This is a genomic window from Pseudomonas fragariae (ex Marin et al. 2024) (assembly GCF_059621105.1).
Window position 1 is genome coordinate 3,888,502 of sequence record NZ_CM184369.1, and the last position, 25,578, is coordinate 3,914,079.

Here is a 25,578-nt window from a genome sequence, read left to right on the forward strand (position 1 = left end):
GGAGCGTCACGAACTGCATTCCCACGCGGAGCATGGGAACGATACTCATGGCCAGCCACCATCGTTCCCACGCTCCAGCGTGGTAACGCCGTTCTGGGCGCTCTGCGTCCGCAATAGTCGGCTGTTGAAGTCACTCCCCGATAATAATTACAAAAAGAGGTGCCCCTGATGGCCGCCAACATAGAAGAAAGCCGCTCCGCCCGATTTGCCTTGCGCTGTGCTGCGTGGGCTGAACGCTGGTTTCCCGATTCATGGGTATTTGCCGCACTGGCGGTGGTCATCGTCACGCTGGCAACGCTGGCCATCGGCGCGCGTCCGGCCGAGGCTGCCAAGGCGTTCGGTGACGGGTTCTGGAGCCTGATTCCGTTCACCATGCAAATGGCCTTCGTGGTCATCGGCGGTTACGTGGTCGCCAGCTCACCGCCTGCAGTACGCCTGATCGACCGCCTGGCCCGGGTACCGCGCAACGGCCGTTCGGCGGTGGCCTGGGTGGCGCTGATTTCCATGCTCGCTTCGCTGCTCAACTGGGGCCTGTCGCTGGTGTTCGGCGGCCTGCTGGTGCGCGCCCTCGCCCGCCGCACTGACCTTCGCATGGATTACCGTGCAGCTGGCGCCGCGGCCTATCTGGGCCTGGGCGCGGTCTGGGCGCTGGGGCTGTCGTCTTCGGCCGCGCAATTGCAGGCCAACCCGGCCAGTCTGCCGCCGTCGATCCTGGCGATTACCGGGGTGATCCCGTTCACCGAAACCATCTTTCTCTGGCAATCCGGGGTCATGCTCGCCGCGCTGGTGGTCATCTCACTGATCGTTGCCTACGCCACCGCGCCTGGCCCGAACAGCGCCCGCGACGCCAAGGCCTGCGGTGTCGACCCGGCCTTCAACCTGCCGCCGCTGCCGCCCCGCACACGGCCCGGGGAATGGCTGGAATACAGCCCGCTGCTGATCATCCTCATGGTGCTGCTGGGGGTTGGCTGGCTGTTCAACGAGTTTTCGAGCAAACCGGCGATCACGGCGATTTCCGGGCTCAATACCTACAACTTCCTGTTCATCATGCTCGGTGCCCTGCTGCACTGGCGGCCGCGCAGTTTTCTCGACGCCGTCGCGCGGGCGGTGCCCACCACCACCGGCGTGCTGATTCAATTCCCTCTGTACGGTTCGATCGCCGCGCTACTGACCACGGTCAAGGGCGGCGATGCGCAAACCCTGGCGCATTACATCTCGACGTTCTTCACCAGCATTGCTTCCCACGATACTTACGCGATTCTGATGGGGGTCTATTCAGCCATATTGGGCTTTTTCATTCCGTCAGGCGGCGGCAAGTGGATTATCGAAGCGCCCTACGTGATGCAGGTCGCCAACGACCTGCAGTACCACCTCGGCTGGGCAGTACAGATCTACAATGCAGCCGAAGCCTTGCCCAACCTGATAAACCCGTTCTACATGCTGCCGCTGTTGGGTGTGCTGGGCCTGAAGGCGCGTGACCTGATCGGCTTCTCGTTCGTGCAGCTGCTGGTGCACACGCCGCTGGTGCTGTTTCTGCTCTGGGCACTGGGCACCACGCTGGCCTATGTGCCACCGGTAATGCCCTGAATGCCTATGCGTCGAACGCGTAGTCACGCTCGACCCGGCAGATTCGCGTGGTAAACGCCTGATACCAGCGTGAACGTCCCTGCTCGCGGACCTGGGCATGATCGGCCTGCTGTTTCCAGGCGAGAATCGCGGCCTCATCGCTCCAGTAGGACACGGTGATGCCCAGGCCGTCGTCACCGCGCGCCGACTCCACACCCAGAAAGCCGGGCTGTTGTCGGGCCAGGCTGACCATGCGCTGCGCCGCCTCTGCATACGCCTGATCATCGTCAGGCGTACGCAGCGAGGTAAACACCACGGCGAAGTAAGGCGTGGCAAACCGGGCGGCCATCATGCCGGGTTGCTCATGCAGGCGCGGACGAACGCGGCCACCAGAGGAGGCGTCTGGCCCTGCAACGCAGCACGCTCCGGCTGGAACAGTGTGGCGACATAGAACGGGTGCCCCTGCAACTCCATACAGCGCACTTCGCCCTCGGGACCGCGCCCACTGACTTTCAGGTGCTTGCCGAACAGCGCCGACTCCAGCTCGCGGCGCAGGCCGTAGCGACAGTGGTAGCGCTCGTCGATGTCGAGCCTGCCATAGGCGTGGGCAATCAGCGTGTCGGGGTGCAACTGGATCGCTGCCACCGATTCAACCAGCGAGCAACTGAGTGGCTCGATAATCACGTTTGCCGCGTGCGGCGCAGTTTCGCCATGCTCGGCGTCTGCCCATCCCAGCCGGTTGCGGGCGTACTCGAGCAACGCGTGCTGAAAGCCCCCGCAAGTCCCCAGAAACGGTACCCGATGCTCGCGGGCGAAACGGATGGCGGTCAGCGCGCCCTGCATGTCCCGATAAGGGCTGGCCGGGACGCACCACAGGCCGTCGAACTCCGCGAGGTGCGCACCGCTGCCGATCTGCGGGGTCGGCAGCCATTCGATATCAACCGCTACCTGCACCTCCGCCGCCGCCCTGTGCAAGGCCAACGGAATGGCCTGATGCGCGGGGACATCCTCACTGAAGTCCCCGACCAGACCAATCCGTATCCCGTTGCGTGTGTTATCTGCTTTGCCCATGCCCTGCTCCCTGTCTGGTTTCGTACAGCCCGGGCGGACTATAAACAGGCAGCAAAACCAGCAGAATGGGCGTTACAGCAATGCCTCGCGTGCAAGCGTGCACGGTTGCTCATTCAGTCACAGGCGTCAGCACCGGTTGCCCGGCAAAAAACGCCAGCAGGTTATCGTTGACCCTCTGCACACTGTCTCTGGACGCCTCGGGGGACAGGCCTGCCACGTGCGGTGTCAGCACCACATTGCCGAGGGTCTTGAATACATCCGGCACCGTCGGTTCATCGTCGAACACGTCCAGCGCAGCACCGGCAATCTGCTCATGCTGCAGTGCACTGACCAACGCCTGGGTGTCCACCACGCTGGCGCGGGCAATGTTGACCAGAAACCCCTCAGGGCCCAGTGCTTCAAGCACCCGGGCGTCGATCAGGTGCTGCGTGCCGCTGCCACCGGGCGTGGCGATGACCAGAAAATCCGACGCGGCCGCCAGTGCCTGCGCCGTCGCATGCCAGGTGTAATCGCAGTCGCTGCGCGGCTTGCGGTTGTGGTAACCGATGACGATATCGAAAGCGGCTGCACGCCTGGCAATCGCCAGCCCTACCGCTCCCAGACCGACGATCCCCAGACGCTTGCCTGCCAGTGACGGGCGTACCACCTTGCGCCATTCGCTGCGGCGCACCGAGGCATCGGCCTGCGGAATGTCGCGCACCAAAGACAGCAGCAACGCCAGCGTATGATCGGCCACCGTGGCGGCGTTGACGCCTGCACCATTGGTGACGACGATGCCCCGCGCCTGCGCGGCAGGCAGATCGACCTTCTCGTAACCGGCGCCGCTTACGCAAATGATGCGCAGCTGCGGCAGTGCATCCATTTCCTCAGCGAAAAATCCCAGCGGTCCGCGTGTCACCACCGCGCTGATGCGCTGCCCGTGCGTGGCAATCGCCGCGGCGCGCAGTTCGGCCGTCGGGGCGCGAATCAACTGAAAACCGCTGCTTTCAAGAATCGGCAAATACGTGTCCAGGTTTTCCACCAGCACCAATACCGTTGTCATGCGCGCTCCCGTTCGATCAGCAAAACGCTGACCTTAACGCGACTCGACGCGCTTGTGCAGCGTCGCTGACGCCGGAACTGAAAAAAGCCTTCCCGAATACGCCGGGCGTTCATAAAGTGGACGCATTTGCCGGACAGACTCATGAGCAAGCTGACCCGGCAATCACCCAGGTGCGCTATCGTTGCGTGCAGTGACGCAACCAGCGGCTCGGGCTGGCGCGCACGCTGTTCATAAAACAGGCTTTCTCAAAAAACAAGGAAACACCCGCCCATGCAAGGATTTCCCACCACCCTGTTGAAAAAGACCCTATTGGCTGCGGCTGTGATGTCGGGCCTGATGCTGTCGTCAGGCATGGCAGCGGCGGCGGACGCCCCAGGCAAGGTGCTGAGCGAGAAATACGGCCTGCCCTGGCCGGCCGTGATCGCCCATCGCGGTGCTTCGTTCGACGCACCGGAAGAAACCACCCCGGCCTACACCCTGGCGCGGGACCTGGGCGCGGACTACCTGGAAATGGACATCCAGCGAACCAAGGACGGCGTGCTGATAGCGCTGCACGATGACGTGCTGGAACGCACCACCAACATCGCTGACGTGTTCCCAACACGGGTGAAAGACCCGGTCAGCACCTTCACCCTGGCGGAGCTCAAGCAACTGGACGCCGGTTCGTGGTTCAACAAGGCTTACCCGGACAGGGCCCGCGACAGTTACAACGGGTTGCAGATCCTGACGCTGGATGAGGTCATCGACATCGCCGAGGGCGGCGCCAACAAGCCGGGGCTGTACATCGAGACCAAGGTGCCGAACAAGTTTCCAGGTGTCGAAGCCGACCTGAAAAAACTGCTGGCCAAACGCGGCTGGCTCGAACAGCGGCCTGCGGCAGCGGCCGGCCATGTCAACGTTGCGCACATGCCAGGACGCGTGGTCCTGCAGACGTTCGAGAAGCAAAGCCTGGAACTGCTGCAGAAAGAAATGCCGAAAGTGCCCAAGGTCATGCTGCTGTGGATTGGCGAAGGCTCGATAGAGCCCAAATCCAGCGTCGCGTTCAAGGACTCGGGGGCCAAGGACAAGGCCAGCTATTACGCGACCCAGGAAGTCAAATCACCGCAGGAGTTCGAGCAGTGGATTGACTGGGCCAAGGCCCACGGCGCCATCGGCACCGGCCCTTCGTCGCAACTGGCCAAGGGTGGCGACCAGAGCTATATGGACCTGGTCAAACCCTGGATGAACAACCTGACCCACGAGAAAGGCATGGTGATCCATCCGTATACGGTGGACGACGCAGAGGACTTCAAGCGGATCAGCCATGATGGCGCGGACGGCTTCTTCACCAACCGCACCGCCGAACTGTTGAAGTTCTACGGGCGGCCAGCGAAAGAAAGCATTGAAACGATTCTGAAGCGCAACGGTTACTGATTCAGCGGCTGGCCGCATCCTGCGATGCGGCCAGTCAATCAGAAGTCGACAGTGCCCGACAGCTTGAGGGTACGCGGCTCGCCCTGAGTCAGGTAACCGCCATTGGCTGATGCCCAATAATCCTTGTTCATCAGGTTCTCGACGTTGGCGCGCAGGGTCACGTCCTTCTGCGCAACGTTGAAGGTGTAGCGTGCGCCCAGGTCGAAGCGGTTCCAGGTCGGGATGCTCAGGTTGTTGGCAGCATCGACATATTGCCCGCCGGTGCGCAGCATGCGCGCATTGATGGCCGCGCCTTCGATCCCCGGAATATCCCAATCGGCACCGGCGTTGAACTGGAAGGTCGGCACACCAATGGCCCGATTGCCGTCGTTGCTGCCGCCGTCAGTACCGCTCACCTCGGTGTCCATCAGGGTCAGACCGGCCAGTAGACGCAGGCCGCTGACAGGCTGGCCAAAGACGTTCATCTCCACGCCGCGGTTGCGCTGCTGACCATCACGGACATAACGCGACCCGGTGCCTTCCAGAACCTGGTAGCCGTCAGCCGGTTGCTCGATGCGGTACACGCCCAGGCTCGCGCCGAACGTGCCCATGTCCAGCTTGACGCCTGCCTCGACCTGCTTGGAGCGTGCCGGCGCAAAGACCTCGCCGGGGTTGATGGTCACCGTGTCGGGAGCGGTCGGCCCCTGGGCCAGGCCCTCGATGCGGTTGGCGTAGAACGACACATAGTGCCAGGGCTTGAATACCACCCCGTAGACCGGCGTGGTGATCGCTTCGTCGTACAGCGCATTACGCGGGCCGCTGCCGTATTCATACCCCTGAACACGCAGTTGCTGGCGACGCAGGCCTGCGGTCAGCAACAGGCGATCATCGAAAAAGCCCAGCGTGTCGGAGAACGCCGCACTGCGCATACGGCTCTTGCCGACAATGCCGGGATCGTTCAGATCGCCTGCGGTGAAACTGTCGAGTGCCGGGCGCTCTTGGGAGACAGGCTCGTAAAGGTTGTTGCTGGAGGTGCCGCCGAACAGATACGCACTGCGCTGTTCGGTCCAGATGCCCGACAGCCCGAAGTTGACCTTGTGACTGACCGCGCCGGTCTGCAGCTTGCCGTTGATGCCGGCCATGGCCGTCTTGTTGTCTTCATCATGCGGGATAAAGGACGGTGCGGCCGTGGTATTGCCTGCGGCATCGTGGACGGTTGGCGAGCCATATACGCCGACCTCGCGAGTGTGCTTCGCGCCCACTGCGGCATACAGCGTCCAGTCTTCGTTGAGGTCGTACTCGGCGCGGCTCATGCCGAAGGTGTCTTCGGTTTCGGTCCAGGTCCAGTTCGGCGCGTAATTGGTATCCGAGTCCGGAGCATGCGGCACGCTGGTCAGGGCGCTGTCGACAAACACCGTATTGCGGCTCTGGTTGATGCGCTGCTTCTGATAGGCAAAATCGCCGGACAGACGGAAGTTGTCACCTCGGTAATCAAGCCCCAGCGCGAACAGCTTGCTGCTATGCTCTTCATCCTCGACGCCGGTCTCGCCTTCGCGCTGCGACAGGTTGAGACGCGCGCCAAAGCGATTGCCTTCGCCAAAGCGCTGCCCCAGGTCGAGATGCTCGCCGACCCGACCGTCGCTGCTGATGTCGGTGGTGAAACGACGCGTCGGCGTATCCTGCGCGCGCTTGGGCTGCAGGTTCACGCCGCCGCCAATCCCGGAGCCGGTCGGGGTCACGCCGTTGATGAAGGCGTTGGGACCCTTGAACACTTCAACGCGTTCCAGCGCATCGGTCGATATGATCTGGCGCGGCAGTACGCCGTAGAGACCGTTGTAGGAAATATCGTCGGTGGTCAGCTTGAGGCCGCGAATGACGAAGATGCTCGAGGCGTTGGCATAGCCACTCGACTGACGCACCGATGCATCATTGAGCAATACGTCGCCGACGGTTTCGGCCTGTTGGTCCTCGATCAACTGTTCGGTGTAACTGCTCATGGTGAACGGCACGTCCATGATGTCGGCATTACCCAGAACACCCAGTTGCCCGCCGCGCGCCACCTGCCCGCCAGCATAAACCGGCGGTAGCGCGTGAGGATCGGCCTTGTCGGCACTGATGTCGGTCTCGCCCAACACCACAGGGCCGTCCTGCCGACCGGCAGCCTCTGCAGCGGCCCAGGCCGGAGATCCAATGGAACAGCAAAACGCGAGCAACGTGAGGCGCATCGGGAACGATGGGGAGTTCATCAATAGGTCCTGCAGACAAGTTGAACGAGATCGGAAGCAACCGTCCTGGACATCACCGATCGGGTGGATGCGAAATGATATCAGATGTTACTGGTAATGCTTATCATTTGTTTACGCATGAAAAGTGAGAGGCGAGCAACGCCACGCGGGTCGTTCCCGCGCCCGGCGTTAAAAATCAGCGCGAATGGCGACCCGTGGCGTTCCGCAATGCCTTGAAACAGGTTGGCGACAGCCACAGGAGGGCGACTGTCGTGTAAGCTCACAGGCTATTGGTTTTCCCATCGAGAGGCCTATGCAGTCCACTTTCCGACGCTCGACCCTGGCAGCACTTCGCGGTTTTGCCCTGCAGAGCGATGCAATCTCCATTGTTCCTTCTGCCGCCGACTATCGACGCTGCCTGCTGGAAAAGATCGCTTCGGCCACCCGGCGCATCTACATCATCGCGCTGTACCTGCAACAGGATGAAGCCGGCCAGGAGATTCTCGACGCGCTGTACGCTGCCAAATCCGCGAGGCCGGAGCTGGATGTGGTGGTTCTGGTCGACTGGTTCCGCGCGCAACGCGGCCTGATCGGTGCCGGACGCCAGCCCGGCAACTCGACCTGGTACCAGGCGCAGAACCTCGAATACGATCAAGAAGTGCCGATCTACGGCGTGCCGGTGCAGACCCGCGAACTGTTCGGGGTGTTGCACCTCAAGGGCAGTGTGGTCGACGACTGCGTGATCTACAGCGGCGCCAGCATCAACAACGTCTACCTGCACAAGCTCGATAAATACCGTCTGGACCGTTATCACCTGATCGAAAACGCAGCACTGGCCGACGCTTTCCAGAATCTGGTGCAGCGGGAAATACTCTCCTCGCCGGCCGTGCACCGCCTCGATCTGCAATCGCCGCCCAGCTCACGCAGTTTGCGCAGTGAGATCCGCGCGTTTCGTGGCGACCTGAAACGCGCCGCCTACGACACCTCGGCGGGCGAAAAGGAAAACGGCGACATGCGCGTGATTCCGCTGCTTGGCGTCGGCCCGCGCAACAATCTCAACCGCGCCATCTGCGATCTGATAGCGTCGAGCAAGATTCAGCTGACCATCTGCACGCCATACTTCAACCTGCCGGTGGCCGTCACTCGCGAAATCAATCGGGCGCTCAAGCGCGGCGTGCAGGTCGATATCATCATTGGCGACAAGACCGCCAACGACTTCTTCATCGATCCGGATGAGCCGTTCAAGGTGATCTCGGCCCTGCCCTATCTCTATGAGATCAGCCTGCGGCGCTTTGCCCACAAGCATCAGAAGGCAATCGCCCAGCATCGCCTCAATGTGCACCTGTGGAAACACGGCGATAACACCTTCCACCTCAAGGGCATCTGGGTCGACCAGCGCTACACCCTGCTGACCGGCAACAACCTGAACCCTCGCGCCTTCAATCTGGACCTGGAAAACGCCTTGCTGATCGACGATCCGCAGGGCCAGTGGAGCGAGCCAAGGGAAGCGGAAATCGCGCATTTGATGCGCAACACGCAGCGCGTCAACCAGTATGACGAGCTCGACACACTGGCCAACTACCCCGAAGGCGTGCGCAAGTTTCTCAAGCGTGTCAGTCGCGTGCGGGTCGAGCGACTGTTGTACCGGATTCTCTGAGCACTCAACGTGCGGCCGGCATGCGAGCTATGATCAGGCGTGCCGGCCCACGTATCCCCTTGCAAAACCCGGACAGTGGCCTTGCCTCAAGGCCGTTTCGCACCCAGTTGCTTCCACATCTTCTGCGTGATTTTGCGCCGGTTGCTGTAACCGGCCCACGGGTCGTCCTTGAGCCGCTTCAAACGCTGCTCAAGATTGGTGATGTCCCACTGTGCCGACGACTTCAGACCCGCCAGCTCATCCAGCGCGATCGGCACCGAGACCGGCAACCCTGGCCGGGCGCGTACTGAGTAGGCGGTTACGGTGCTGCCGCCGCGGCTGTTGCGCAGGTAATCGATGAAGATTTTTCCGACGCGGTTTTTCGGCCCCATGGTGGCGGTGAAGCGTTCCGGCAGCTGACGGCTGGCAAACTCGGCGATGGCCTTGGCGAACGCCTTTACCGTGTCCCAGTCTGCCTGGCGCGCCAACGGCACAATGATGTGCATGCCCTTGCCACCGCTGGTCTTGAGGAAAGCCTCCAGCCCCAGTTCTTCCAGCACGGCGAGCACCATTTGCGTGGCCTCGATCATGCTGCGCCAGGGCAGTGCCGGATCGGGATCAAGGTCCAGCACGAAATGGTCCGGCGTTTCGATTCTGTCACGCGTCGCGCCCCAGGTATGCAGCTCGATGGCGCCCATTTGTGCAGCACCGACCAGTGCCGGCACCGAATCTATTTCCATCAGCGCGGCATGCCCGGGGTCCAGGGCACGATCCAGTTGCCTGATGTGCGGGATCGCCAGATGTTCGGCATGCTTCTGGAAAAACTGCTCACCGTCGATGCCCTCCGGACAGCGCAGCAGAGCCACGGGACGCTTGTTCAGGTAGGGCAGAATCCAGTCGGCGATGGACTGGTAAAACTGCGCCAGTTCGATCTTGCTGGTGCCGGACTTGCTGTCGATGACGCGGTCCGGATGACTGATGCCGGTGCCCGCCACATCAACCTTTCCGTGCGCGGCCTTTTTGCGCGCCTTGGGCGCTGCCGTTGTGGTTGGGGGCTGGCTGGCCACTTTGGCAGGCTGAGCGTCTTCACGCACCACGTCCTTGGCGGGCTTGTCGCTGCGCAGCCCGACAAAGGCAGCCTGGCGCACGATGCCTTCGCGGGTCCACTGGGCGAACTCGGCTTCGCAGACCAGTTGCGGCGCCACCCACTGCACGCCACGCGCCTGGGACGCGGAGAGCTTTTTGGCCAGCGGTGATTCCTTGCGCTGCACCTTCTTCAGCTGTTTATGCAGTTGCTCAAGGCTCACTTCAGTGAATCCGGTGCCGACCCGCCCGGCATAGATCAACCCGTCCTCACCGGCATTGACCGCAAGCAACAAGGCCCCGAACGCCGATCGGCTGCCCTGCGGCGCCGTATAGCCGACGACCACGAATTCCTGTCGCAAGCGACATTTGAGCTTGATCCAGTCGGCATTGCGCTTGCTGACGTAGGCACTGCCGGCACGCTTGCCGATCACCCCTTCCAGGCCCATTGCCGCAGCACTCGCGACAATGTCCTGATGGCCTGCCTGAAAGGCATCCGAGTAACGCAACAGGCGACTTTTCTGTGCGTCGAGAACTTGTTTCAAGGCATCCCGACGCTGCTCGAGCGGCACTTCGCGCAAGTCCTCCGCACTCAGAAACGGCATGTCGAACAGGTAGTACAGAATGTCCTTGCTGTTCCCCGCGTCGAAGGCATTCTGCAAGCCCTGGAAGTCGGGCAGCCCTTGCTCATCGAGAACCACCACTTCGCCGTCGAACCAGCTGTCGCGCAGCTTCATGCCCTTGAGCGCCTTGACCAGTTCCGGCAGCCGCTCGGTCCAGTCATGCCCGTTGCGGGTGAACAGCCGCACATCGTCGCCCTGAATACGAGTCAGCATGCGGTAGCCATCGAATTTGATTTCGTACAGCCAGTCACCGGCTGGCGGCGCCTCCACCAGCGTCGCCAGTTGCGGCGCAAGCGTGTCCGGGAAGGCCGACTTCGCTTTCCTGCGCGCAGGCTTTGCAGCGAGCGTAGACGCTTTTGCTGCGGCGGGTGTCGCGGCCTTGGCTTTGGCGGCGCTGGCCCCGGACTTTTTCGAGGTGCCGCGTTGCTTGCCGACATGAGCTCCACTGATCACGCTTTGCGGCTGCTCATGGGTGATGTCGTACTCGGCAGCAGGTCGCGCGACGTCATCCTTTTCCTTGATCAGCAGCCACTGTTCCTTGCTGCCGCTGCCCTTGAGCCGGGTACGCACCAGCGCCCAGTCACCGCTGAGTTTCTCGCCGACCAGGGTGAACTTGAGTTTGCCTTCCTCGTAGGTCTTTTGCGGATCACCGTGCGGCTGCCAGACACCCCGGTCCCAGACAATCACATCGCCGCCACCGTATTGACCCTGCGGGATACTGCCCTCGAAGCCGGCGTAGTCCAGCGGATGGTCTTCGACATGCACTGCCAGACGCTTTTGCGTGGGGTCCAGGCTCGGACCTTTGGGCACGGCCCAGCTCTTGAGCGTGCCCTCCAGCTCCAGTCGAAAGTCGTAGTGCAGGTTCCGTGCGTCATGCTTCTGGATCACGAAACCGAGCGCGCCAGGCTGCGACTTGCCTTTGCCCTTACGCTTGCTCTCCGCAGGCTCGGAGGTGATGGCGAAATTGCGCTTGCGGGTGTATTCACTGGCGGGCTTGGCCATAACCGGTCACTCCGTAGGGCTCAAGAGGCTTTGCTGGTTTTCTTGCGCGCGGCGGGCCGCTTGGGCCTGGGGCTGTCCTTGTCGGCCGGTTTTTCCTTCGCCGCAGGCTTGCTCGTCTTGGCTTTACCGGCCCCGCCCTTGCCCGCCAGACTGCGTCGCAGCAGGTCGGTGAGGTCAATGACATCGGCACTCTTGCGTTCTTCCTCGGCCGGATCGGTCTCGACATCCTCGATCTCGCCTTCGTCTGCCTTGGTCTTGACCAAGTGCATGATCTTGTCCTGAAAAGTGTCGCGATACTGCTCAGGCTGCCAGTCAGCGCTCATGTCCTTGACCAGACGCTTGGCCATGTCACGTTCGCTCTTGTTCAACTTGGCGTCGGTCACCGCGTCGCTCAGTTCCAGTGTGTCCAGTTCACGCACGTCGGCAGGCCAGCGCAGGATCACCATCACCAGCGCCGACTCCAGCGGCATGACCGCAGCCAGGTGTTCGCGGGTATGCAGCACGACGTTAGCCAGCGCGACCTTTTTGGTATCGACCAGGGTTTCGCGCAACAACGCATAGACTTTCTCGCCGCGCTTGTCGGGCGTCAGGAAATAAGGCGTGTCGATGTTCTGCAAAGGGATCTGCTGGCTGTCGACGAAGGCGAATATGTCGATGGTCTGCGTCGATTTGGGGTGGGCGGAACGAATTTCCTCCTCACTGAGTACCACATAGCGATCCTTCTCGTATGCCACGCCCTTGACGATGTTTTCGCTGGTGACTTCCTTGCCGGTGACCTTGTTGATTCGCTTGTAGCCGACCGGGTCCATGCTGCGTTTGTCGAGCCAGTCGAAGTCGACACTGGTCGACGTTGTCGCCGAAACCAACGCGACCGGTATATGCACCAGCCCGAAGCTGATTGCGCCCTTCCAGATTGCCCTTGCCATGGTCTGACTCCTGTTGGTCCTGGAAAGGTGACAGGGCCGGTCGGAGAAAAGTTTCGGCCGCCTGACGAGCGCCGGGAAACCCGCTGTGCTGAACGAGTTTTTTTATCCTGAAGAACCAACTGTCAACGTTTTGGCTCCTGATAGCCGGGATAGGGATCCGGGTCGTACCTCCGTCAAAGCCTCGTAGTGCAAGGGCTGCGCGAGGTTATGCAAAGTTGCCCGGCCCTTATATGCATTTAGGGTCTAAAAATATGGTTTAACGTTCTTTTACGGAATAAAAAAGACGTTCTATAAATGGCCCCACCCCGAACGCTGTTGGTGAGGTGTCTGCCAACCGACAGCGGGTCCCGTCAGCTTTCACCCGGCTGATTACTTCCAAGGATTTGTCATGAACGTTTTCTGGTTTCTTCCGACTCACGGCGACGGCCATTATCTGGGCACGACAAAGGGCGCACGTCCCGTCACCCTCAACTATTTGAAACAGGTGGCGCAGGCCGCCGATGACCTGGGTTATTACGGTGTATTGATCCCCACCGGTCGCTCCTGCGAGGATTCGTGGGTCATCGCCTCGGCGCTGGTGCCGCTGACCGAGCGCCTGAGGTATCTGGTGGCGATCCGCCCCGGGATCATCTCGCCGACCGTCTCGGCACGCATGGCCGCCACGCTGGATCGTCTTTCCGGCGGCCGGCTGCTGATCAACGTGGTGACCGGTGGCGACCCGGACGAAAACCGTGGCGATGGCAGCTTTCTCGACCACAGTGAGCGCTATGAAGTTACCGACGAATTTCTGAAAATCTGGCGCCGCGTCCTGCAGGGCGAAGCGGTCGACTTTGAAGGCAAGCACTTGCGCGTGCAGAACGCCAAGGCGCTTTACCCGCCGATTCAAAAACCCTACCCGCCGCTGTACTTCGGTGGCTCCTCCGACGCGGCGCATGACCTTGCGGCCGATCAGGTGGACGTGTACCTGACCTGGGGCGAGCCTCCGGCAGCCGTAGCGCAGAAGCTCGCCGATGTACGTGAACGGGCAGCGCGCAAGGGACGCACCGTGAAGTTCGGCATTCGCCTGCACGTGATCGTGCGCGAAACCAGCGAAGAAGCGTGGAAAGCCGCCAGCACGCTGATCGAACACATCAGCGATGACACCATTGCTGCAGCGCAGAAGTCCTTTTCGCGTTTTGATTCCGAAGGTCAGCGGCGCATGGCCGCGCTGCACGACGGGCGCCGCGACAACCTGGAGATCGCGCCCAACCTGTGGGCCGGTGTAGGCCTGGTGCGCGGCGGTGCAGGCACGGCGCTGGTCGGCAATCCCGAAGAGGTCGCGGCACGCATCAAGGAATATGCCGACCTGGGCATCGAGAGCTTCATTTTCTCGGGTTACCCGCATCTTGAAGAAGCCTACCGCTTCGCCGAACTGGTCTTCCCGCTGCTGCCTGAGCCTTACGCCAGCCTCGCCGGGCGCGGCATCACCAACCTGACGGGCCCGTTCGGCGAAATGATCGCCAACGATCTGCCCCCGCAGGCCAAGTGATGTCCGGGCAACTGCTGACCTTACCCCACTCGCCTGCGCTGGCCACCTCGATCAGGGCCACTGCGCAGGTGTTCGAAGACCCCAAGTCGCGAGCCCTGCTCGCTCACGTACGCCAGGTCGCGCCCAGCGATGCCAGTGTGCTGATCATCGGCGAGACCGGCACCGGCAAGGAACTGGTTGCTCGCCACGTCCACGAACTGAGCGCCCGCCGCGACAAACCGTTCGTGGCGGTCAACTGCGGCGCGTTCTCCGAGAACCTGATCGAGGCGGAGTTGTTCGGCCACGAAAAAGGCGCGTTCACCGGAGCGATCAGCGCCAAGGCCGGCTGGTTTGAAGAGGCCAACGGCGGCACGCTGTTTCTCGATGAGATCGGCGACCTGCCCATGACCTTGCAGGTCAAATTGCTGCGCGTGCTTCAGGAGCGTGAAGTGGTGCGTCTGGGCTCGCGAAAGAGTGTGCCCATTGATGTAAGGGTGCTCGCAGCCACCAACGTGCAACTGGAAAAGGCCATCAACGCCGGGCATTTCCGCGAGGACCTTTACTACCGGCTCGACGTGGTTAATCTGGAATTGAGCCCGCTGCGCGAGCGGCCGGGCGATATCCTGCCCCTGGCCCGGCACTTCATAGAGGTCTACAGCCAGCGGCTGCGGCATGGTCCGGTGCGGATCAGCCCCGAAGCCGAGCACAAGCTCAAGACCTACAGCTGGCCAGGCAATATTCGCGAGCTGGAAAACGTCATCCATCACACCCTGCTGGTGTGCCGTGAAGGTGTCATTCAGCGTGATGACCTGCGCATGTCGAACCTTAGAATCGAGCGTCAGGATGAACACAACCCGCCTGACGAATCCGCCGAGCAACTGCTCAACCGGGCGTTTCAGAAACTGTTTGAAGAACAGGCCGGTGCCTTGCACGAGAAGGTCGAAGATACGTTGCTCAGAACCGCCTATCGCTTCTGCCACCACAACCAGGTGCACACGGCCAGCCTGCTGGGCCTGACCCGCAACGTCACGCGCACACGTCTGATCAAGATTGGCGAACTGGCGGTCAACAAACGCAGGCCGGGTGAAAATGTCCAGGGCGACCGCATGCTGCACCTGTCGGTGTGAAGGCGCAGACCGATGACGCGGAGCGTCACGAACGGCATTCCCACGCTGGAGCGTGAGGAACGATAGCTGTCCGGAAGAACACCATCGTGCCCATGCTCCGCGGCGCTGCGCCAAGAGCTGACGCAGAGCGCCATGAACGGCATTGCCACGCTGGAGCGTGAGGAACGATAGGTGCTCGCGAGAACACTATCGTACCCATGCTCCGCGGCGCTGCACCAAGAGTTGACGCGGAGCGTCACGAACGGCATTGCCACGCTGGAGCGTGAGGAACGAGAGGTGCTCGCGAGAACACTATCGTAGCCATGCTCCGCGGCGCTGCACCAAGAGCTGACGCAGAGCGTCACGAACGGCATTGCCACGCTGGAGCGTGAGGAACGAGAGGTGCTCGCGAGAACACTATCGTAGCCATGCTCCGCGTGGGTATGCCTTTCCGGACGCTCTGCGTCCTCTTCTGAGCAGGCGGTGCCTTACGACAAATGTATCGCCAGCGCCTTGGCCTGGATCGCCACGTCGGTCACTGCGGTGCTTTCCCACCACATGCCGCGCAATGGCGGGCCCATGGCGAACAGGCGTGCCGAGTACTGACCGTGTGCGTCAAGTACTGCGCCCGCAGCGTCGGCGGCGATGCCGAGTGCCAGCGGGCCGGGCTGGATCAGCCCGCGTGCCAGCAACTGCCGGGGCAACGGGCGATCCACGCGTCGCCAGTCGTACTCGATGCCGGTGGAGTTGATCAGCGCATCGCCGGTGATCTGCGTCGGCTGGCTCTCACCGCGCCGACGCACGCTGATCTGTACCTGACCTGACGGCAGACTGGCCACGCCCTGCAGCGAGGCCGCGTCAATACTCAACCGCCCTTGCCTGATCAGCCGCGCCAGCAGCGCAGCGCTCGGTGGCGGGGAGCGATGGTGGTGGCTCTCCCACCAAGGCCTTACATGACGGACGAACTGGCGGCGCTGTTGATCGCTGGCCTGATTCCACAGCCTGCCGACGTTGGCGCGCACAGTGTCCAGCGGGGCCTGCCAGTCAATGCCGCTCTCGATGGCCAGCTCGCACTGTTCACGCACTTTGCGCACCAGTTGCCGAGTACTGCGGATACTCGGGTCCTGAGCAAGAAAATCAGGCCATTCCGGCGGCTGACGCCGGACATGCGGCAGCAGGCCGTGCCGGGAAAAGATCTGGATGGGCCCACGATGCCCGGCCGTTTCCAGCGAAACCAGCGCATCGACCATGGTCAGCCCCGAGCCGATGATCAGCACCCTCGACTGCGGATCGAGCTTTCTCATCACCGCCACATCCCAAGGGTCCAGTGCTGCGGTGTTCAGTTCGTTCGAATCACGTCGCGGGGTGCGTGAAGCCGCGTACATGCCGGTCGCCAGCACGGCCCGACTGCCGCGCAGCATACGACCGTCAGCCAGCGAGATACTTACGCCATCTGCATGGACCTGCAGGTCCACTGCCTCGCCGGGCACATGCACGGCGGTCGAGCCAAAGGCTTCAGCAGCGCTTCGGGCTTCACGCAGTCGCTGCTGGACATAAAGCCCGAACACACCGCGCGGCGGAAACAGCTCGGCGACCGGGACCCTCTGCTCGGCGGCTTCAGGCCAGCCCCCGGCAGCCAGATAGTCAGTCAGCCACTGGGTGAGGTCATCCGGGTTGTCCGGATCGACGCTCATCCGTGCAGCGTTGCCATTGAGTGTATGGCCCGGCTCCGTCGCACTGTAGGCCTCGCCCCTGCCGAGTTCGCTGCGGGTTTCGATGATCAGGATTCGGCGCCGGCCCGGTCTGCGCAGCAGTTGCGCCGCCAGCATGGTCCCGCTCAGACCGCCGCCGATGATCAGAATGTCAGCCGTCTGGTGGGAATCTTCGATCATCGAACAGTGCCTCGCTGGGGTGGCTGTAAAAGAATGGGAAGGTCAGAGCACGACGTTACGCACGAAGCGCAGGGGCACATCGGCGTCGTTGCAGTAGCGGTGCGGCTGATTGCTGGGGAACATGAAGAACTCGCCCGCCCCTACCTGCTGCATGGCCGCCGGGTCGGAAAAGCGCAACGTCAGGTGCCCTTCGACAACGTAGACCTGTTCACTCCAGCCATCGGGATCGGCCTCCGAGACATAGGCGTCCCCAGGCTGCAGACAGAATTCCCACAACTCCACCTCGCGCCGGGCAACGGCCCTGGCCAGCAGCACCGCTTTGCTGCCGGCGATCGTACCGGCCCATGCCAGCTCGTTGATGCGGCTGTAATCACGATTTTCGGGCGCCTGGATCAGGTCGCTGAACGCCACTTCCAGGGCTTCGGCCACGCGATCCAGGGTCGCCAGACTGACGTTTTTCTCGCCGGCCTCGATAGCGACCAGCATGCGTCGGCTGACTCCGGACTTTTCCGCCAGCGCCGTCTGACTGAGGTCCGCACAGTTACGCAGACGCCGTACGTTCTGGCTGACGTGCTGCAGCACCGGAGGGCGCTGGGAATTTTCTTTGTGCATGCTGGTGCTCACATCAAACCGTTGCGCATTATACTGCCCAGCCCAGGGACACTGTCAGGGTGTTCAGCCTTTCATCGCGCACATGGCAATTAACAGGAATCCGGAGCTGACATGAAGTCTATCAGCCGTATACCCCGCATCAGCAAGGCAGAAGCCGTACTGATTCTGATCACCATGCTCTGGGGAGGCACCTTTCTGCTGGTCCAGCATGCGATGACCGTCAGCGGGCCAATGTTCTTCGTCGGCCTGCGCTTTGCCGCCGCAGCGCTTATCGTAGCGCTGTTTTCAATGCAGGTGCTGCGCGGTCTTACCTTTCTCGAACTCAAGGCCGGTGTCTTCATCGGCACCGCGATCATGCTCGGCTACGGCCTGCAGACCGTCGGACTGCAGACCATCCCCAGTAGCCAGTCGGCGTTCATCACGGCGCTCTACGTGCCCTGCGTGCCGTTGTTGCAATGGCTGGTACTCGGCCGGCGACCAGGATTGATGCCGACACTGGGCATCATCCTCGCTTTCACCGGGCTGATGCTGGTAGCCGGGCCGCAGGGAGCGTCCCTGCAACTCAGTTCCGGCGAGATCGTGACGCTGATCAGCACGGTGGCCATCGCCGCCGAGATCATCATGATCAGTGCCTATGCCGGTGAGGTCGATGTGCGTCGAGTCACCGTGGTGCAACTGGCCACCGCATCAGCGCTGGCATTTCTGATGATCGTGCCCACCCAGGAACACTTGCCGGAGTTTTCCTGGTTGCTGGTGCTCAGCGCTGTGGGGCTTGGGACCATGAGTGCGGCGATCCAGATCGCCATGAACTGGGCACAGAAAAGTGTTTCGCCTACCCGCGCCACGGTGATTTATGCCGGTGAACCGGTCTGGGCCGGAATTGTCGGAAGACTCGCCGGCGAGCGTTTGCCGGGCATCGCCCTGCTGGGTGCGGCATTGATCGTGGCCGGGGTGATCGTCAGCGAAATCAAGCGGCGTTCTGCGCCTGATGAACACAACATTGTCGACGAAGAGGAAGGACAACAAGGCGCGCGCAAAGCTGAATGAACAGCGGGTATTGCCAGCCATGAAGCACCTTGTTTCCTCGAAACTGCGTCAACGACCTTTCGTTGTATTAGAAGCAATTATTTACTGAATTAAAAAAGCAGACACTTTTTGTAGGAAATTTCGGAAACCGTCCCTTTGGTATCGGAGTGTCTGGCACGTATGATGCTTGACATTCCCCTGCAGATTAGAAGCCTATGTCCCTGATAGTTCTACTGCTTCTGCCTTTCATCGGCAGCTGTCTGGCGGCCTTTTTGCCGCACAACGCGCGTAACGCGGAATCATTTCTGGCCGGTCTGATCGCCCTCATCGGCGCTGTGCAGATGGCCTTGTGGTTCCCGCAGATCGCCGACGGCGGCGTGATTCGTGAAGAGTATTTCTGGCTGCCAAGCCTGGGCATGAACTTCGTTCTGCGTATCGATGGCTTCGCCTGGCTGTTCTCGATGCTGGTACTGGGCATCGGTGCGCTGGTTTCGCTGTATGCCCGCTATTACATGTCGCCGGACGACCCGGTGCCGCGCTTCTTTGCGTTTTTCCTGGCCTTCATGGGCGCCATGCTCGGTCTGGTGATGTCCGGCAATCTGATTCAGATCGTATTTTTCTGGGAGCTGACCAGTCTTTTCTCGTTCCTGCTGATCGGCTATTGGCACCATCGGGCCGATGCCCGACGCGGCGCTTACATGGCGCTGATGGTTACCGGCGCGGGCGGTCTGGCGCTGCTGGCAGGCATGATGATCCTCGGCCATGTGGCCGGCAGTTATGATCTTGACCGTGTTCTGGCCTCCGGCGACGCGATTCGTGCGCACGCCCTGTACCCGGTGTTACTGACCCTGATTCTGATCGGCGCACTGACCAAAAGCGCCCAGTTCCCGTTCCATTTCTGGCTGCCGCACGCGATGGCCGCGCCCACGCCGGTGTCGGCGTATCTGCACTCGGCAACCATGGTCAAGGCCGGGGTCTTTCTCATGGCGCGCATGTGGCCGGCGCTATCCGGCACCGAGCAATGGTTCTGGATCGTCAGTGGCGCGGGTGCCTGCACGCTGATTCTCGGCGCCTACGCGGCGATCTTCCAGAACGATCTCAAGGGGCTGCTCGCCTACTCGACCATCAGCCACCTGGGCCTGATCACCCTGCTGCTCGGCCTCAACAGCCCGCTGGCTGCGGTGGCCGCGGTGTTCCATATTCTCAACCACGCGACCTTCAAGGCGTCGCTGTTCATGGCCGCCGGCATCATCGACCACGAGAGCGGGACCCGCGATATCCGCCGTCTCAGTGGCCTGATAAGGCTGCTGCCCTACACCGCGACGCTGGCGATGGTCGCCAGCGCCTCGATGGCCGGCGTGCCGCTGCTCAACGGCTTTCTGTCCAAGGAAATGTTCTTTGCCGAAACCGTGTTCATTTCCGCCACTGCCTGGGTCGAGATTGCCTTGCCGGTGATTGCGACCATCGCCGGGATCTTCAGCGTTGCCTATTCGCTGCGCTTCACTGTCGATGTGTTTTTCGGTCCGGCGGCCAAGGATCTGCCCCACTTGCCCCACGAACCGCCGCGCTGGATGCGTGCGCCGGTCGAACTGCTGGTGCTGACGTGTCTGGTGGTGGGGATTTTCCCGGCGCAATCGGTCGCTCCCCTGCTCGCCGCCGCTGCGCGCCCCGTTGTCGGTGGAACACTGCCCGAGTACAGCCTGGCGATCTGGCACGGCTGGAACCTGCCGATGGTCATGAGCCTGGTGGCGATGGCGGGCGGTATCATTCTGTACCTGTTGCTGCGCAAGCCGCTCAAGCACGAGCGCATCACCGCCCCGCCGCTGGTGGGACGCCTCAATGGCAAGCGCTTTTTCGAGCGCAGTCAGGTAGTGATGATGCACTGGGCACGCCGTTTCGAACGCAAGGTCAGCACTCGCCGCCTGCAGCCACAACTGTTTCTGCTGGTGCTCGCGGCGGTACTGGGCGGTTTCATTCCGATGTATTTCAGCGGCCTGACCTGGGGCGACCGACCGAAGATTCCGGGTTCCGGGGTGTTTGTCACGCTGTGGCTGATCGCGATTGCCTGCGCCATAGGTGCGGCCTGGCAAGGTAAATATCACCGTTTGGCGGCACTGGTCATGGTCAGCGTCTGCGGGCTGATGACCTGCATCACCTTCGTCTGGTTCTCGGCCCCTGATCTGGCGCTGACGCAACTGGTCGTGGAGGTGGTGACCACCGTGCTGATCCTGCTCGGTCTGCGCTGGCTGCCACGACGCAATGAAGACGTCGCCCCGCTCAGCGCACGCCTGCGTGCCCGTACCCGGCGCATACGCGACTTCGGCCTGGCAGTGCTCGTGGGGCTGGGCATGGCGATACTCTCCTACGCCATGCTGACCCGCCAGACGCCCAACGCCATCTCGTCCTTCTACCTGAGTCGCGCGCTGCCCCAGGGCGGCGGCACCAACGTGGTCAACGTGATGCTGGTGGATTTCCGCGGCTTCGATACGTTTGGCGAAATCACCGTGCTGGCGGCGGTCGCCATGACAGTGTTCGCCCTGTTGCGACGCTTCCGCCCACCGAAGGAAAGCATTCTGCTGCCCGCCCAGCAGCGCCTGCTGGCCCGTGATGTGGTGACGGATCTGGTCAACCCGCGCAGCGCCAGCGATACCGCGCTCGGCTTCATGATGGTTCCGGCAGCGCTGGTTCGATTGCTGCTGCCGATTGCCTTCATCATCTCGATGTACCTGTTCGTCCGCGGCCACAACCAGCCCGGCGGCGGGTTTGTCGCCGGGTTGGTGATGTCGGTGGCGTTCATCCTGCAATACATGGTGGCAGGCACCCAGTGGGTCGAGGCGCAAATGAGCCTGCGCCCGCTACGCTGGATGGGCACAGGCCTGTTATGCGCGGTGCTGACCGGCGCGGGCTCGATGCTGCTGGGTTATCCGTTCATGACCACCCACACCGCCCATGTCGATTTGCCGATCCTGGGTGACATTCACATCGCCAGCGCGCTGTTCTTCGATGTCGGCGTGTACGCCGTGGTGGTCGGCTCGACGCTGTTGATTCTTACCGCACTGGCGCACCAGTCGGTGCGCAGCCATCGGCCGACGCAGTTGCCCAAGCCTGTCGCCAACCCGCAAGGAATCCTCTGATGGAAGAAGTCATTGCAATCGCCATCGGCGTGCTGGCCGCCTCGGGCGTCTGGCTGATCCTGCGGCCACGTACCTTTCAGGTGGTCATGGGTCTGTGCCTGCTGTCGTACGGGGTCAACCTGTTCATTTTCAGCATGGGCAGCCTGTTCATCGGCAGAGAGCCGATCATCAAGGACGGCATTCCTCAGGACCTGCTCAATTACACTGACCCGTTGCCACAGGCGCTGGTGCTGACCGCAATCGTCATCAGCTTCGCCATGACCGCGCTGTTTCTGGTGGTCTTGCTCGCCTCCAGAGGCCTGACCGGCACCGACCATGTAGATGGCCGGGAGCCCAAGGCATGAGCTGGATGAACCAACTGATCATCGCGCCCATCCTGCTGCCGCTGCTGACCGCCGGGCTGATGCTCTGGCTGGGCGAAAAGCACCGGCCGCTCAAGGGCCGTATCAATCTGTTTTCCAGCATCCTCGGGCTGGGCATTTCCGTAGCGCTGTTTCTCTGGGTGCAACACAGCGGCAGCAGCGGCTCGATCGGTGTCTATCTGCCGGGCAACTGGGGCGTGCCGTTCGGCATCGTGCTGGTGGTGGACCACCTGTCAGCGATGATGCTGGTGCTGACCGGGATCGTCGGGGTCTGCGCCCTGCTGTTCGCGCTGGCTCGCTGGGACAGGGCCGGTGCCAGCTTCCATGCGCTGTTCCAGATCCAGCTCATGGGGCTGTACGGTGCGTTCCTGACCGCTGACCTGTTCAACCTGTTCGTGTTCTTCGAAGTACTGCTCGCAGCGTCCTACGGCTTGATGTTGCATGGCTCTGGCCGGGCAAGGGTGTCGACGGGGCTGCATTACATTTCGATCAACCTGCTGGCTTCGTCGTTGTTTCTGATCGGTGCTGCGTTGATTTACGGGGTGACCGGCACGCTGAACTTTGCCGATCTGGCCATCAAGATCCCGCAGGTGGCGGAGTCCGATCTGGGCCTGCTGCATGCCGGAGCTGCGATTCTGGCCACGGCGTTCCTGGCCAAGGCCGGCATGTGGCCGCTGAATTTCTGGCTGGTTCCCGCCTACTCGGCAGCCAGCGCGCCGGTAGCGGCAATGTTTGCGATCATGACCAAAGTGGGGGTCTACACCCTGTTGCGTCTGTGGACCCTGCTGTTTTCCGGTCAGGCCGGTGCGTCGGCCTTCTTCGGCGGCGACTGGCTGATCTACGGCGGCATGGCGACGATTTTCACCGCAGCCATCGCCATCATCGCCGCCCAGCGCCTGGAACGACTCGCCAGCCTGAGCATACTGGTGTCAGCAGGCATTCTGCTCTCCGCCGTCGGCTTCGCCCAACCGAGCCTGACCTCGGGCGCGCTATTCTATATGGTCAGCTCGACGCTGGCATTGAGCGCCATGTTCCTGCTGGGCGAACTGATCGAACGCTCCCGCTCGGCCAACGAGATCCCTCTGGAATACGACGTGGATCAATTGCCTCGTACCCTGGAGTCCCTGCATCCGCCGCCCGGTGCCAACCTGGACGACGAACAGAAGGTCGTGGTCGGTCAGGTCATTCCCATGACCATGGCTTTTCTGGGCCTGAGTTTTATCGCCTGCGCCTTGCTGATCATCGGCATGCCGCCGCTCTCTGGGTTCATCGGCAAGCTCACCTTGATCAGCGCGCTGATGAACCCGCTGGGGCTGGACGTCGCGAAGGATGAGGCGCTTTCCACTCAGGCATGGATGCTGATCGGCCTGCTGATCTTTTCCGGGCTGGCGTCGCTGATCGCTTTTTCAAGGCTCGGCACGCAACGTTTCTGGACGCCACACGAGCGCCCTTCGCCGATGCTGCGTCGCAACGAATGCCTGCCGATCATCATTCTTCTGGGTCTGTGCATCGCGCTGACCTTCAAGGCCGAGCCCTTGTTGCGCTACACCCAGGACACCGCCGCAGCGCTGCATGAGCCCAAACAGTATGTGCAGTCAGTGCTCGCCACACGCCCGATACCCGGCCCCACCAGCCAGCAAGCAGATCCGGAGGAGCAGCCATGAAGCGCCTGTTTCCCGCCCCGCTGCTCTCGTTGGCACTCTGGCTGTTGTGGTTGGTATTGAATCTGTCGATCAGCCCCGGTCACCTGCTGCTGGGCGCGGTGCTGGGGTTTCTTGCCCCAATATTGATGGCCCCCTTGCGCCCGCTGCCGGTACGTATTCGCAAACCCGGCACGATCCTGAAGTTTCTGTGGCGGGTGGGACGCGACGTGGTGGTCTCCAACGTGCAGGTCGGCCTGAGCGTCTGGCGGCTCGAAAGCCGTCCGCCACGCTCGGCTTTCGTGCGCATTCCACTGGATCTGCACGACGCCCACGGCCTCGCCGCGCTGGCGATGGTCACCACGGTAGTGCCGGGAACGGTGTGGTCGGAGCTGGCACTGGATCGCAGCGTGCTGCTGATGCATGTCTTCGATCTGGAGGACGAAGCGCACTTCATCGAGCACTTCAAAACCACTTATGAGCGACCGTTGATGGAGATCTTTCAATGAGTGCACTGCTCGACAACGCCATCCTGATCAGCCTGCTGATCTTCGCCCTGGCGATGGTGATCACCCTGCTGCGCCTGCTCAAGGGACCTTCGGCCCAGGACCGGGTACTGGCGCTGGATTATCTGTACATCATTGCCATGCTGATGATGCTGGTGCTTGGCATTCGCTACGCCAGTGACACGTATTTCGAAGCGGCCATGCTGATTGCCCTGTTCGGCTTCGTCGGCTCATTCGCTCTGGCCAAGTTCCTGCTGCGCGGAGAAGTGATCGAATGACCGGACTGCCGAATACAGTGCCCTTCTGGGTGGAAATACTGACCGCCGGGCTGCTGATCGCCAGCAGCCTGTTCGCCTTGACCGGCGCGCTCGGGCTGCTGCGCCTCAAGGACTTTTTCCAGCGCATGCACCCGCCCGCCCTGGCGTCGACGCTGGGCGCCTGGTGCGTTGCGCTGGCGTCGATCATCTACTTCTCGGCGCTGAAGTCGGAACCGGTGATCCACGCCTGGCTGATCCCGGTATTGCTGGCGATCACGGTACCAGTGACCACCCTGTTGCTGGCGCGCACAGCGCTGTTCCGCAAGCGCATGGCCGGTGACGATGTGCCCGCGGAAATCAGCAGTGGTAACGGCAATGGAGAATCAGCAGGCGGCTGAGTCGATGCCTGGCCAGTGTTACTCGCTGGCCTTGAACGTCAGCTCGCCCTTGCGCCATTTGGCGGCCTTGCCGACGGCGCCTTTGAGAAGCTTGCTCATGCCGATCTGCAGTTGCTCTTTCGCAGCGAAGACCATGAAGACGGTCTGACCTTCCTTGAACACGATACCGTGGCCCTCGGGAATATCGACGAAGGCATATTCACCCAGCCCGTACACGGTGGTCTTGATTTCACGAAATTTCAATTCAAGCTTGCCGCCCTCGCGGCTGGGCAGGACAGACGCGCGAAAATGGTCGCCCACCTTTAGCTCAAGGCGAGGTTTGTCGTCGACGACCAAGGCGCTTTCGGTGTCGATTTCAGCGATATAAATGCCTTCGGCTGATTGCTCGGTGATGTAGACAAAACGGGATTGGAACTGCTTGACCAATTGTGCGCGGAGGTCGCCGAGCACGAACAAGGCGTGGGTATCCAGATTACTTACAGCCAAAGTACAAACCCTCAAACATGAAATGAGGCTGCCTGATGTCAGGGCAGTCGAGAAAGTGATTCATCCATAGACCGCTTCATGTGGCC

The 25,578-nt window shown here is 61.8% G+C and carries 21 protein-coding genes; 12 read left to right on the forward strand and 9 right to left on the reverse strand.

Annotated features, from left to right (window positions below):
• The first annotated feature begins 168 nt into the window (after positions 1-168).
• On the forward strand, positions 169-1,587 hold the full coding sequence (locus tag AC54XV_RS16650; RefSeq protein WP_003412089.1) for a short-chain fatty acid transporter: 1,419 nt from the start codon (positions 169-171) through the stop codon (positions 1,585-1,587).
• Between the two features lie 4 nt (positions 1,588-1,591).
• Here AC54XV_RS16650 and AC54XV_RS16655 read toward each other — a convergent pair whose 3' ends face one another.
• The 3 genes from AC54XV_RS16655 to AC54XV_RS16665 all read right to left on the reverse strand — a co-directional run bounded on the left by AC54XV_RS16655 (position 1,592) and on the right by AC54XV_RS16665 (position 3,679).
• Positions 1,592-1,918, reverse strand: a complete 327-nt coding sequence (locus AC54XV_RS16655) for an antibiotic biosynthesis monooxygenase family protein (protein WP_024638409.1) — start codon at positions 1,916-1,918, stop codon at positions 1,592-1,594.
• Positions 1,915-2,637: a CTP synthase C-terminal region-related (seleno)protein gene (locus AC54XV_RS16660; RefSeq protein WP_496717100.1), complete on the reverse strand. Its 723-nt coding sequence runs from the start codon at positions 2,635-2,637 to the stop codon at positions 1,915-1,917. The genes AC54XV_RS16655 and AC54XV_RS16660 overlap by 4 nt, the downstream gene beginning before the upstream one ends.
• A gap of 109 nt (positions 2,638-2,746) precedes the next feature.
• Complete coding sequence (locus AC54XV_RS16665) at positions 2,747-3,679, reverse strand: 2-hydroxyacid dehydrogenase (protein WP_024652157.1); 933 nt, start codon at positions 3,677-3,679, stop codon at positions 2,747-2,749.
• A 270-nt stretch (positions 3,680-3,949) separates the two neighbouring features.
• Between AC54XV_RS16665 and AC54XV_RS16670 the strand changes: the two genes are divergently transcribed.
• A complete protein-coding gene (locus tag AC54XV_RS16670; protein WP_058822188.1) occupies positions 3,950-5,092 on the forward strand; it encodes a glycerophosphodiester phosphodiesterase in 1,143 nt (380 codons plus the stop codon).
• A gap of 38 nt (positions 5,093-5,130) precedes the next feature.
• Here the strand turns inward: AC54XV_RS16670 and AC54XV_RS16675 are convergent, their stop codons facing one another.
• Complete coding sequence (locus AC54XV_RS16675) at positions 5,131-7,317, reverse strand: TonB-dependent receptor (protein ID WP_496717101.1); 2,187 nt, start codon at positions 7,315-7,317, stop codon at positions 5,131-5,133.
• 292 nt (positions 7,318-7,609) lie between these two features.
• Between AC54XV_RS16675 and pssA the strand changes: the two genes are divergently transcribed.
• Positions 7,610-8,953, forward strand: coding sequence for a CDP-diacylglycerol--serine O-phosphatidyltransferase (gene pssA, locus AC54XV_RS16680; protein WP_058822190.1), 1,344 nt, complete (start codon positions 7,610-7,612; stop codon positions 8,951-8,953).
• 86 nt (positions 8,954-9,039) lie between these two features.
• Here pssA and ligD read toward each other — a convergent pair whose 3' ends face one another.
• Positions 9,040-11,640, reverse strand: a complete 2,601-nt coding sequence (gene ligD, locus AC54XV_RS16685; RefSeq protein ID WP_024652154.1) for a DNA ligase D — start codon at positions 11,638-11,640, stop codon at positions 9,040-9,042.
• A 20-nt stretch (positions 11,641-11,660) separates the two neighbouring features.
• A complete protein-coding gene (gene ku, locus AC54XV_RS16690; RefSeq protein WP_003407644.1) occupies positions 11,661-12,566 on the reverse strand; it encodes a non-homologous end joining protein Ku in 906 nt (301 codons plus the stop codon).
• Between the two features lie 388 nt (positions 12,567-12,954).
• On the opposite strand from ku, the gene ssuD reads away from it, so the two are divergent.
• Together ssuD and AC54XV_RS16700 are read left to right on the forward strand one after the other, a co-directional pair.
• Positions 12,955-14,094 (forward strand): FMNH2-dependent alkanesulfonate monooxygenase, encoded by a 1,140-nt coding sequence (gene ssuD / locus AC54XV_RS16695; RefSeq protein WP_003407645.1) that lies wholly within the window; start codon positions 12,955-12,957, stop codon positions 14,092-14,094.
• Positions 14,094-15,200: a sigma-54 interaction domain-containing protein gene (locus AC54XV_RS16700; protein WP_003407646.1), complete on the forward strand. Its 1,107-nt coding sequence runs from the start codon at positions 14,094-14,096 to the stop codon at positions 15,198-15,200. Before ssuD ends, AC54XV_RS16700 begins: the two co-directional genes overlap by 1 nt.
• A 467-nt stretch (positions 15,201-15,667) precedes the next feature.
• Here the strand turns inward: AC54XV_RS16700 and AC54XV_RS16705 are convergent, their stop codons facing one another.
• Together AC54XV_RS16705 and AC54XV_RS16710 are read right to left on the reverse strand one after the other, a co-directional pair.
• Entirely contained in the window at positions 15,668-17,071 is a 1,404-nt protein-coding gene (locus AC54XV_RS16705; protein WP_440058222.1) for an FAD/NAD(P)-binding protein, read from the reverse strand.
• Between the two features lie 42 nt (positions 17,072-17,113).
• Positions 17,114-17,683, reverse strand: coding sequence for a helix-turn-helix domain-containing protein (locus tag AC54XV_RS16710; protein WP_003397107.1), 570 nt, complete (start codon positions 17,681-17,683; stop codon positions 17,114-17,116).
• Positions 17,684-17,794: 111 nt separating this feature from the next.
• On the opposite strand from AC54XV_RS16710, the gene AC54XV_RS16715 reads away from it, so the two are divergent.
• The 7 genes from AC54XV_RS16715 (at position 17,795) to AC54XV_RS16745 (ending at position 25,006) form a co-directional block, all read left to right on the forward strand.
• Positions 17,795-18,730: a DMT family transporter gene (locus tag AC54XV_RS16715; RefSeq protein ID WP_024650951.1), complete on the forward strand. Its 936-nt coding sequence runs from the start codon at positions 17,795-17,797 to the stop codon at positions 18,728-18,730.
• 194 nt (positions 18,731-18,924) lie between these two features.
• On the forward strand, positions 18,925-21,843 hold the full coding sequence (locus AC54XV_RS16720) for a monovalent cation/H+ antiporter subunit A (protein WP_011268309.1): 2,919 nt from the start codon (positions 18,925-18,927) through the stop codon (positions 21,841-21,843).
• The gene (locus AC54XV_RS16725; RefSeq protein ID WP_002554068.1) at positions 21,843-22,187 is read left to right on the forward strand and encodes a Na+/H+ antiporter subunit C; all 345 of its coding nucleotides are present in this window, start codon (positions 21,843-21,845) and stop codon (positions 22,185-22,187) included. The genes AC54XV_RS16720 and AC54XV_RS16725 overlap by 1 nt, the downstream gene beginning before the upstream one ends.
• Positions 22,184-23,869, forward strand: coding sequence for a monovalent cation/H+ antiporter subunit D (locus AC54XV_RS16730; protein ID WP_024650950.1), 1,686 nt, complete (start codon positions 22,184-22,186; stop codon positions 23,867-23,869). Before AC54XV_RS16725 ends, AC54XV_RS16730 begins: the two co-directional genes overlap by 4 nt.
• Positions 23,866-24,354 (forward strand): Na+/H+ antiporter subunit E, encoded by a 489-nt coding sequence (locus AC54XV_RS16735; RefSeq protein ID WP_024650949.1) that lies wholly within the window; start codon positions 23,866-23,868, stop codon positions 24,352-24,354. The genes AC54XV_RS16730 and AC54XV_RS16735 overlap by 4 nt, the downstream gene beginning before the upstream one ends.
• Positions 24,351-24,629, forward strand: a complete 279-nt coding sequence (locus AC54XV_RS16740) for a K+/H+ antiporter subunit F (protein WP_002554071.1) — start codon at positions 24,351-24,353, stop codon at positions 24,627-24,629. Before AC54XV_RS16735 ends, AC54XV_RS16740 begins: the two co-directional genes overlap by 4 nt.
• On the forward strand, positions 24,626-25,006 hold the full coding sequence (locus tag AC54XV_RS16745) for a Na+/H+ antiporter subunit G (protein ID WP_024641109.1): 381 nt from the start codon (positions 24,626-24,628) through the stop codon (positions 25,004-25,006). The genes AC54XV_RS16740 and AC54XV_RS16745 overlap by 4 nt, the downstream gene beginning before the upstream one ends.
• A gap of 18 nt (positions 25,007-25,024) precedes the next feature.
• Here AC54XV_RS16745 and AC54XV_RS16750 read toward each other — a convergent pair whose 3' ends face one another.
• Positions 25,025-25,492, reverse strand: coding sequence for a hypothetical protein (locus AC54XV_RS16750; RefSeq protein ID WP_003412111.1), 468 nt, complete (start codon positions 25,490-25,492; stop codon positions 25,025-25,027).
• Positions 25,493-25,578 lie beyond the last annotated feature (86 nt).

What these genes read in the sequence shown, in the direction of transcription:
- AC54XV_RS16715 (WP_024650951.1), top strand. Translation starts at nt 17,795, where the DNA reads ATGAAGTCTATCAGCCGTATACCCCGCATCAGCAAGGCAGAAGCCGTA.
- AC54XV_RS16710 (WP_003397107.1), bottom strand. Translation starts at nt 17,683, where the DNA reads ATGCACAAAGAAAATTCCCAGCGCCCTCCGGTGCTGCAGCACGTCAGC.
- pssA (WP_058822190.1), top strand. Translation starts at nt 7,610, where the DNA reads ATGCAGTCCACTTTCCGACGCTCGACCCTGGCAGCACTTCGCGGTTTT.
- AC54XV_RS16735 (WP_024650949.1), top strand. Translation starts at nt 23,866, where the DNA reads ATGAAGCGCCTGTTTCCCGCCCCGCTGCTCTCGTTGGCACTCTGGCTG.
- AC54XV_RS16670 (WP_058822188.1), top strand. Translation starts at nt 3,950, where the DNA reads ATGCAAGGATTTCCCACCACCCTGTTGAAAAAGACCCTATTGGCTGCG.
- AC54XV_RS16705 (WP_440058222.1), bottom strand. Translation starts at nt 17,071, where the DNA reads ATGATCGAAGATTCCCACCAGACGGCTGACATTCTGATCATCGGCGGC.
- AC54XV_RS16700 (WP_003407646.1), top strand. Translation starts at nt 14,094, where the DNA reads ATGTCCGGGCAACTGCTGACCTTACCCCACTCGCCTGCGCTGGCCACC.
- AC54XV_RS16740 (WP_002554071.1), top strand. Translation starts at nt 24,351, where the DNA reads ATGAGTGCACTGCTCGACAACGCCATCCTGATCAGCCTGCTGATCTTC.
- AC54XV_RS16745 (WP_024641109.1), top strand. Translation starts at nt 24,626, where the DNA reads ATGACCGGACTGCCGAATACAGTGCCCTTCTGGGTGGAAATACTGACC.
- ssuD (WP_003407645.1), top strand. Translation starts at nt 12,955, where the DNA reads ATGAACGTTTTCTGGTTTCTTCCGACTCACGGCGACGGCCATTATCTG.
- ku (WP_003407644.1), bottom strand. Translation starts at nt 12,566, where the DNA reads ATGGCAAGGGCAATCTGGAAGGGCGCAATCAGCTTCGGGCTGGTGCAT.
- AC54XV_RS16725 (WP_002554068.1), top strand. Translation starts at nt 21,843, where the DNA reads ATGGAAGAAGTCATTGCAATCGCCATCGGCGTGCTGGCCGCCTCGGGC.
- AC54XV_RS16730 (WP_024650950.1), top strand. Translation starts at nt 22,184, where the DNA reads ATGAGCTGGATGAACCAACTGATCATCGCGCCCATCCTGCTGCCGCTG.
- AC54XV_RS16675 (WP_496717101.1), bottom strand. Translation starts at nt 7,317, where the DNA reads ATGAACTCCCCATCGTTCCCGATGCGCCTCACGTTGCTCGCGTTTTGC.
- AC54XV_RS16665 (WP_024652157.1), bottom strand. Translation starts at nt 3,679, where the DNA reads ATGACAACGGTATTGGTGCTGGTGGAAAACCTGGACACGTATTTGCCG.
- ligD (WP_024652154.1), bottom strand. Translation starts at nt 11,640, where the DNA reads ATGGCCAAGCCCGCCAGTGAATACACCCGCAAGCGCAATTTCGCCATC.
- AC54XV_RS16720 (WP_011268309.1), top strand. Translation starts at nt 18,925, where the DNA reads ATGTCCCTGATAGTTCTACTGCTTCTGCCTTTCATCGGCAGCTGTCTG.
- AC54XV_RS16655 (WP_024638409.1), bottom strand. Translation starts at nt 1,918, where the DNA reads ATGATGGCCGCCCGGTTTGCCACGCCTTACTTCGCCGTGGTGTTTACC.
- AC54XV_RS16660 (WP_496717100.1), bottom strand. Translation starts at nt 2,637, where the DNA reads ATGGGCAAAGCAGATAACACACGCAACGGGATACGGATTGGTCTGGTC.
- AC54XV_RS16650 (WP_003412089.1), top strand. Translation starts at nt 169, where the DNA reads ATGGCCGCCAACATAGAAGAAAGCCGCTCCGCCCGATTTGCCTTGCGC.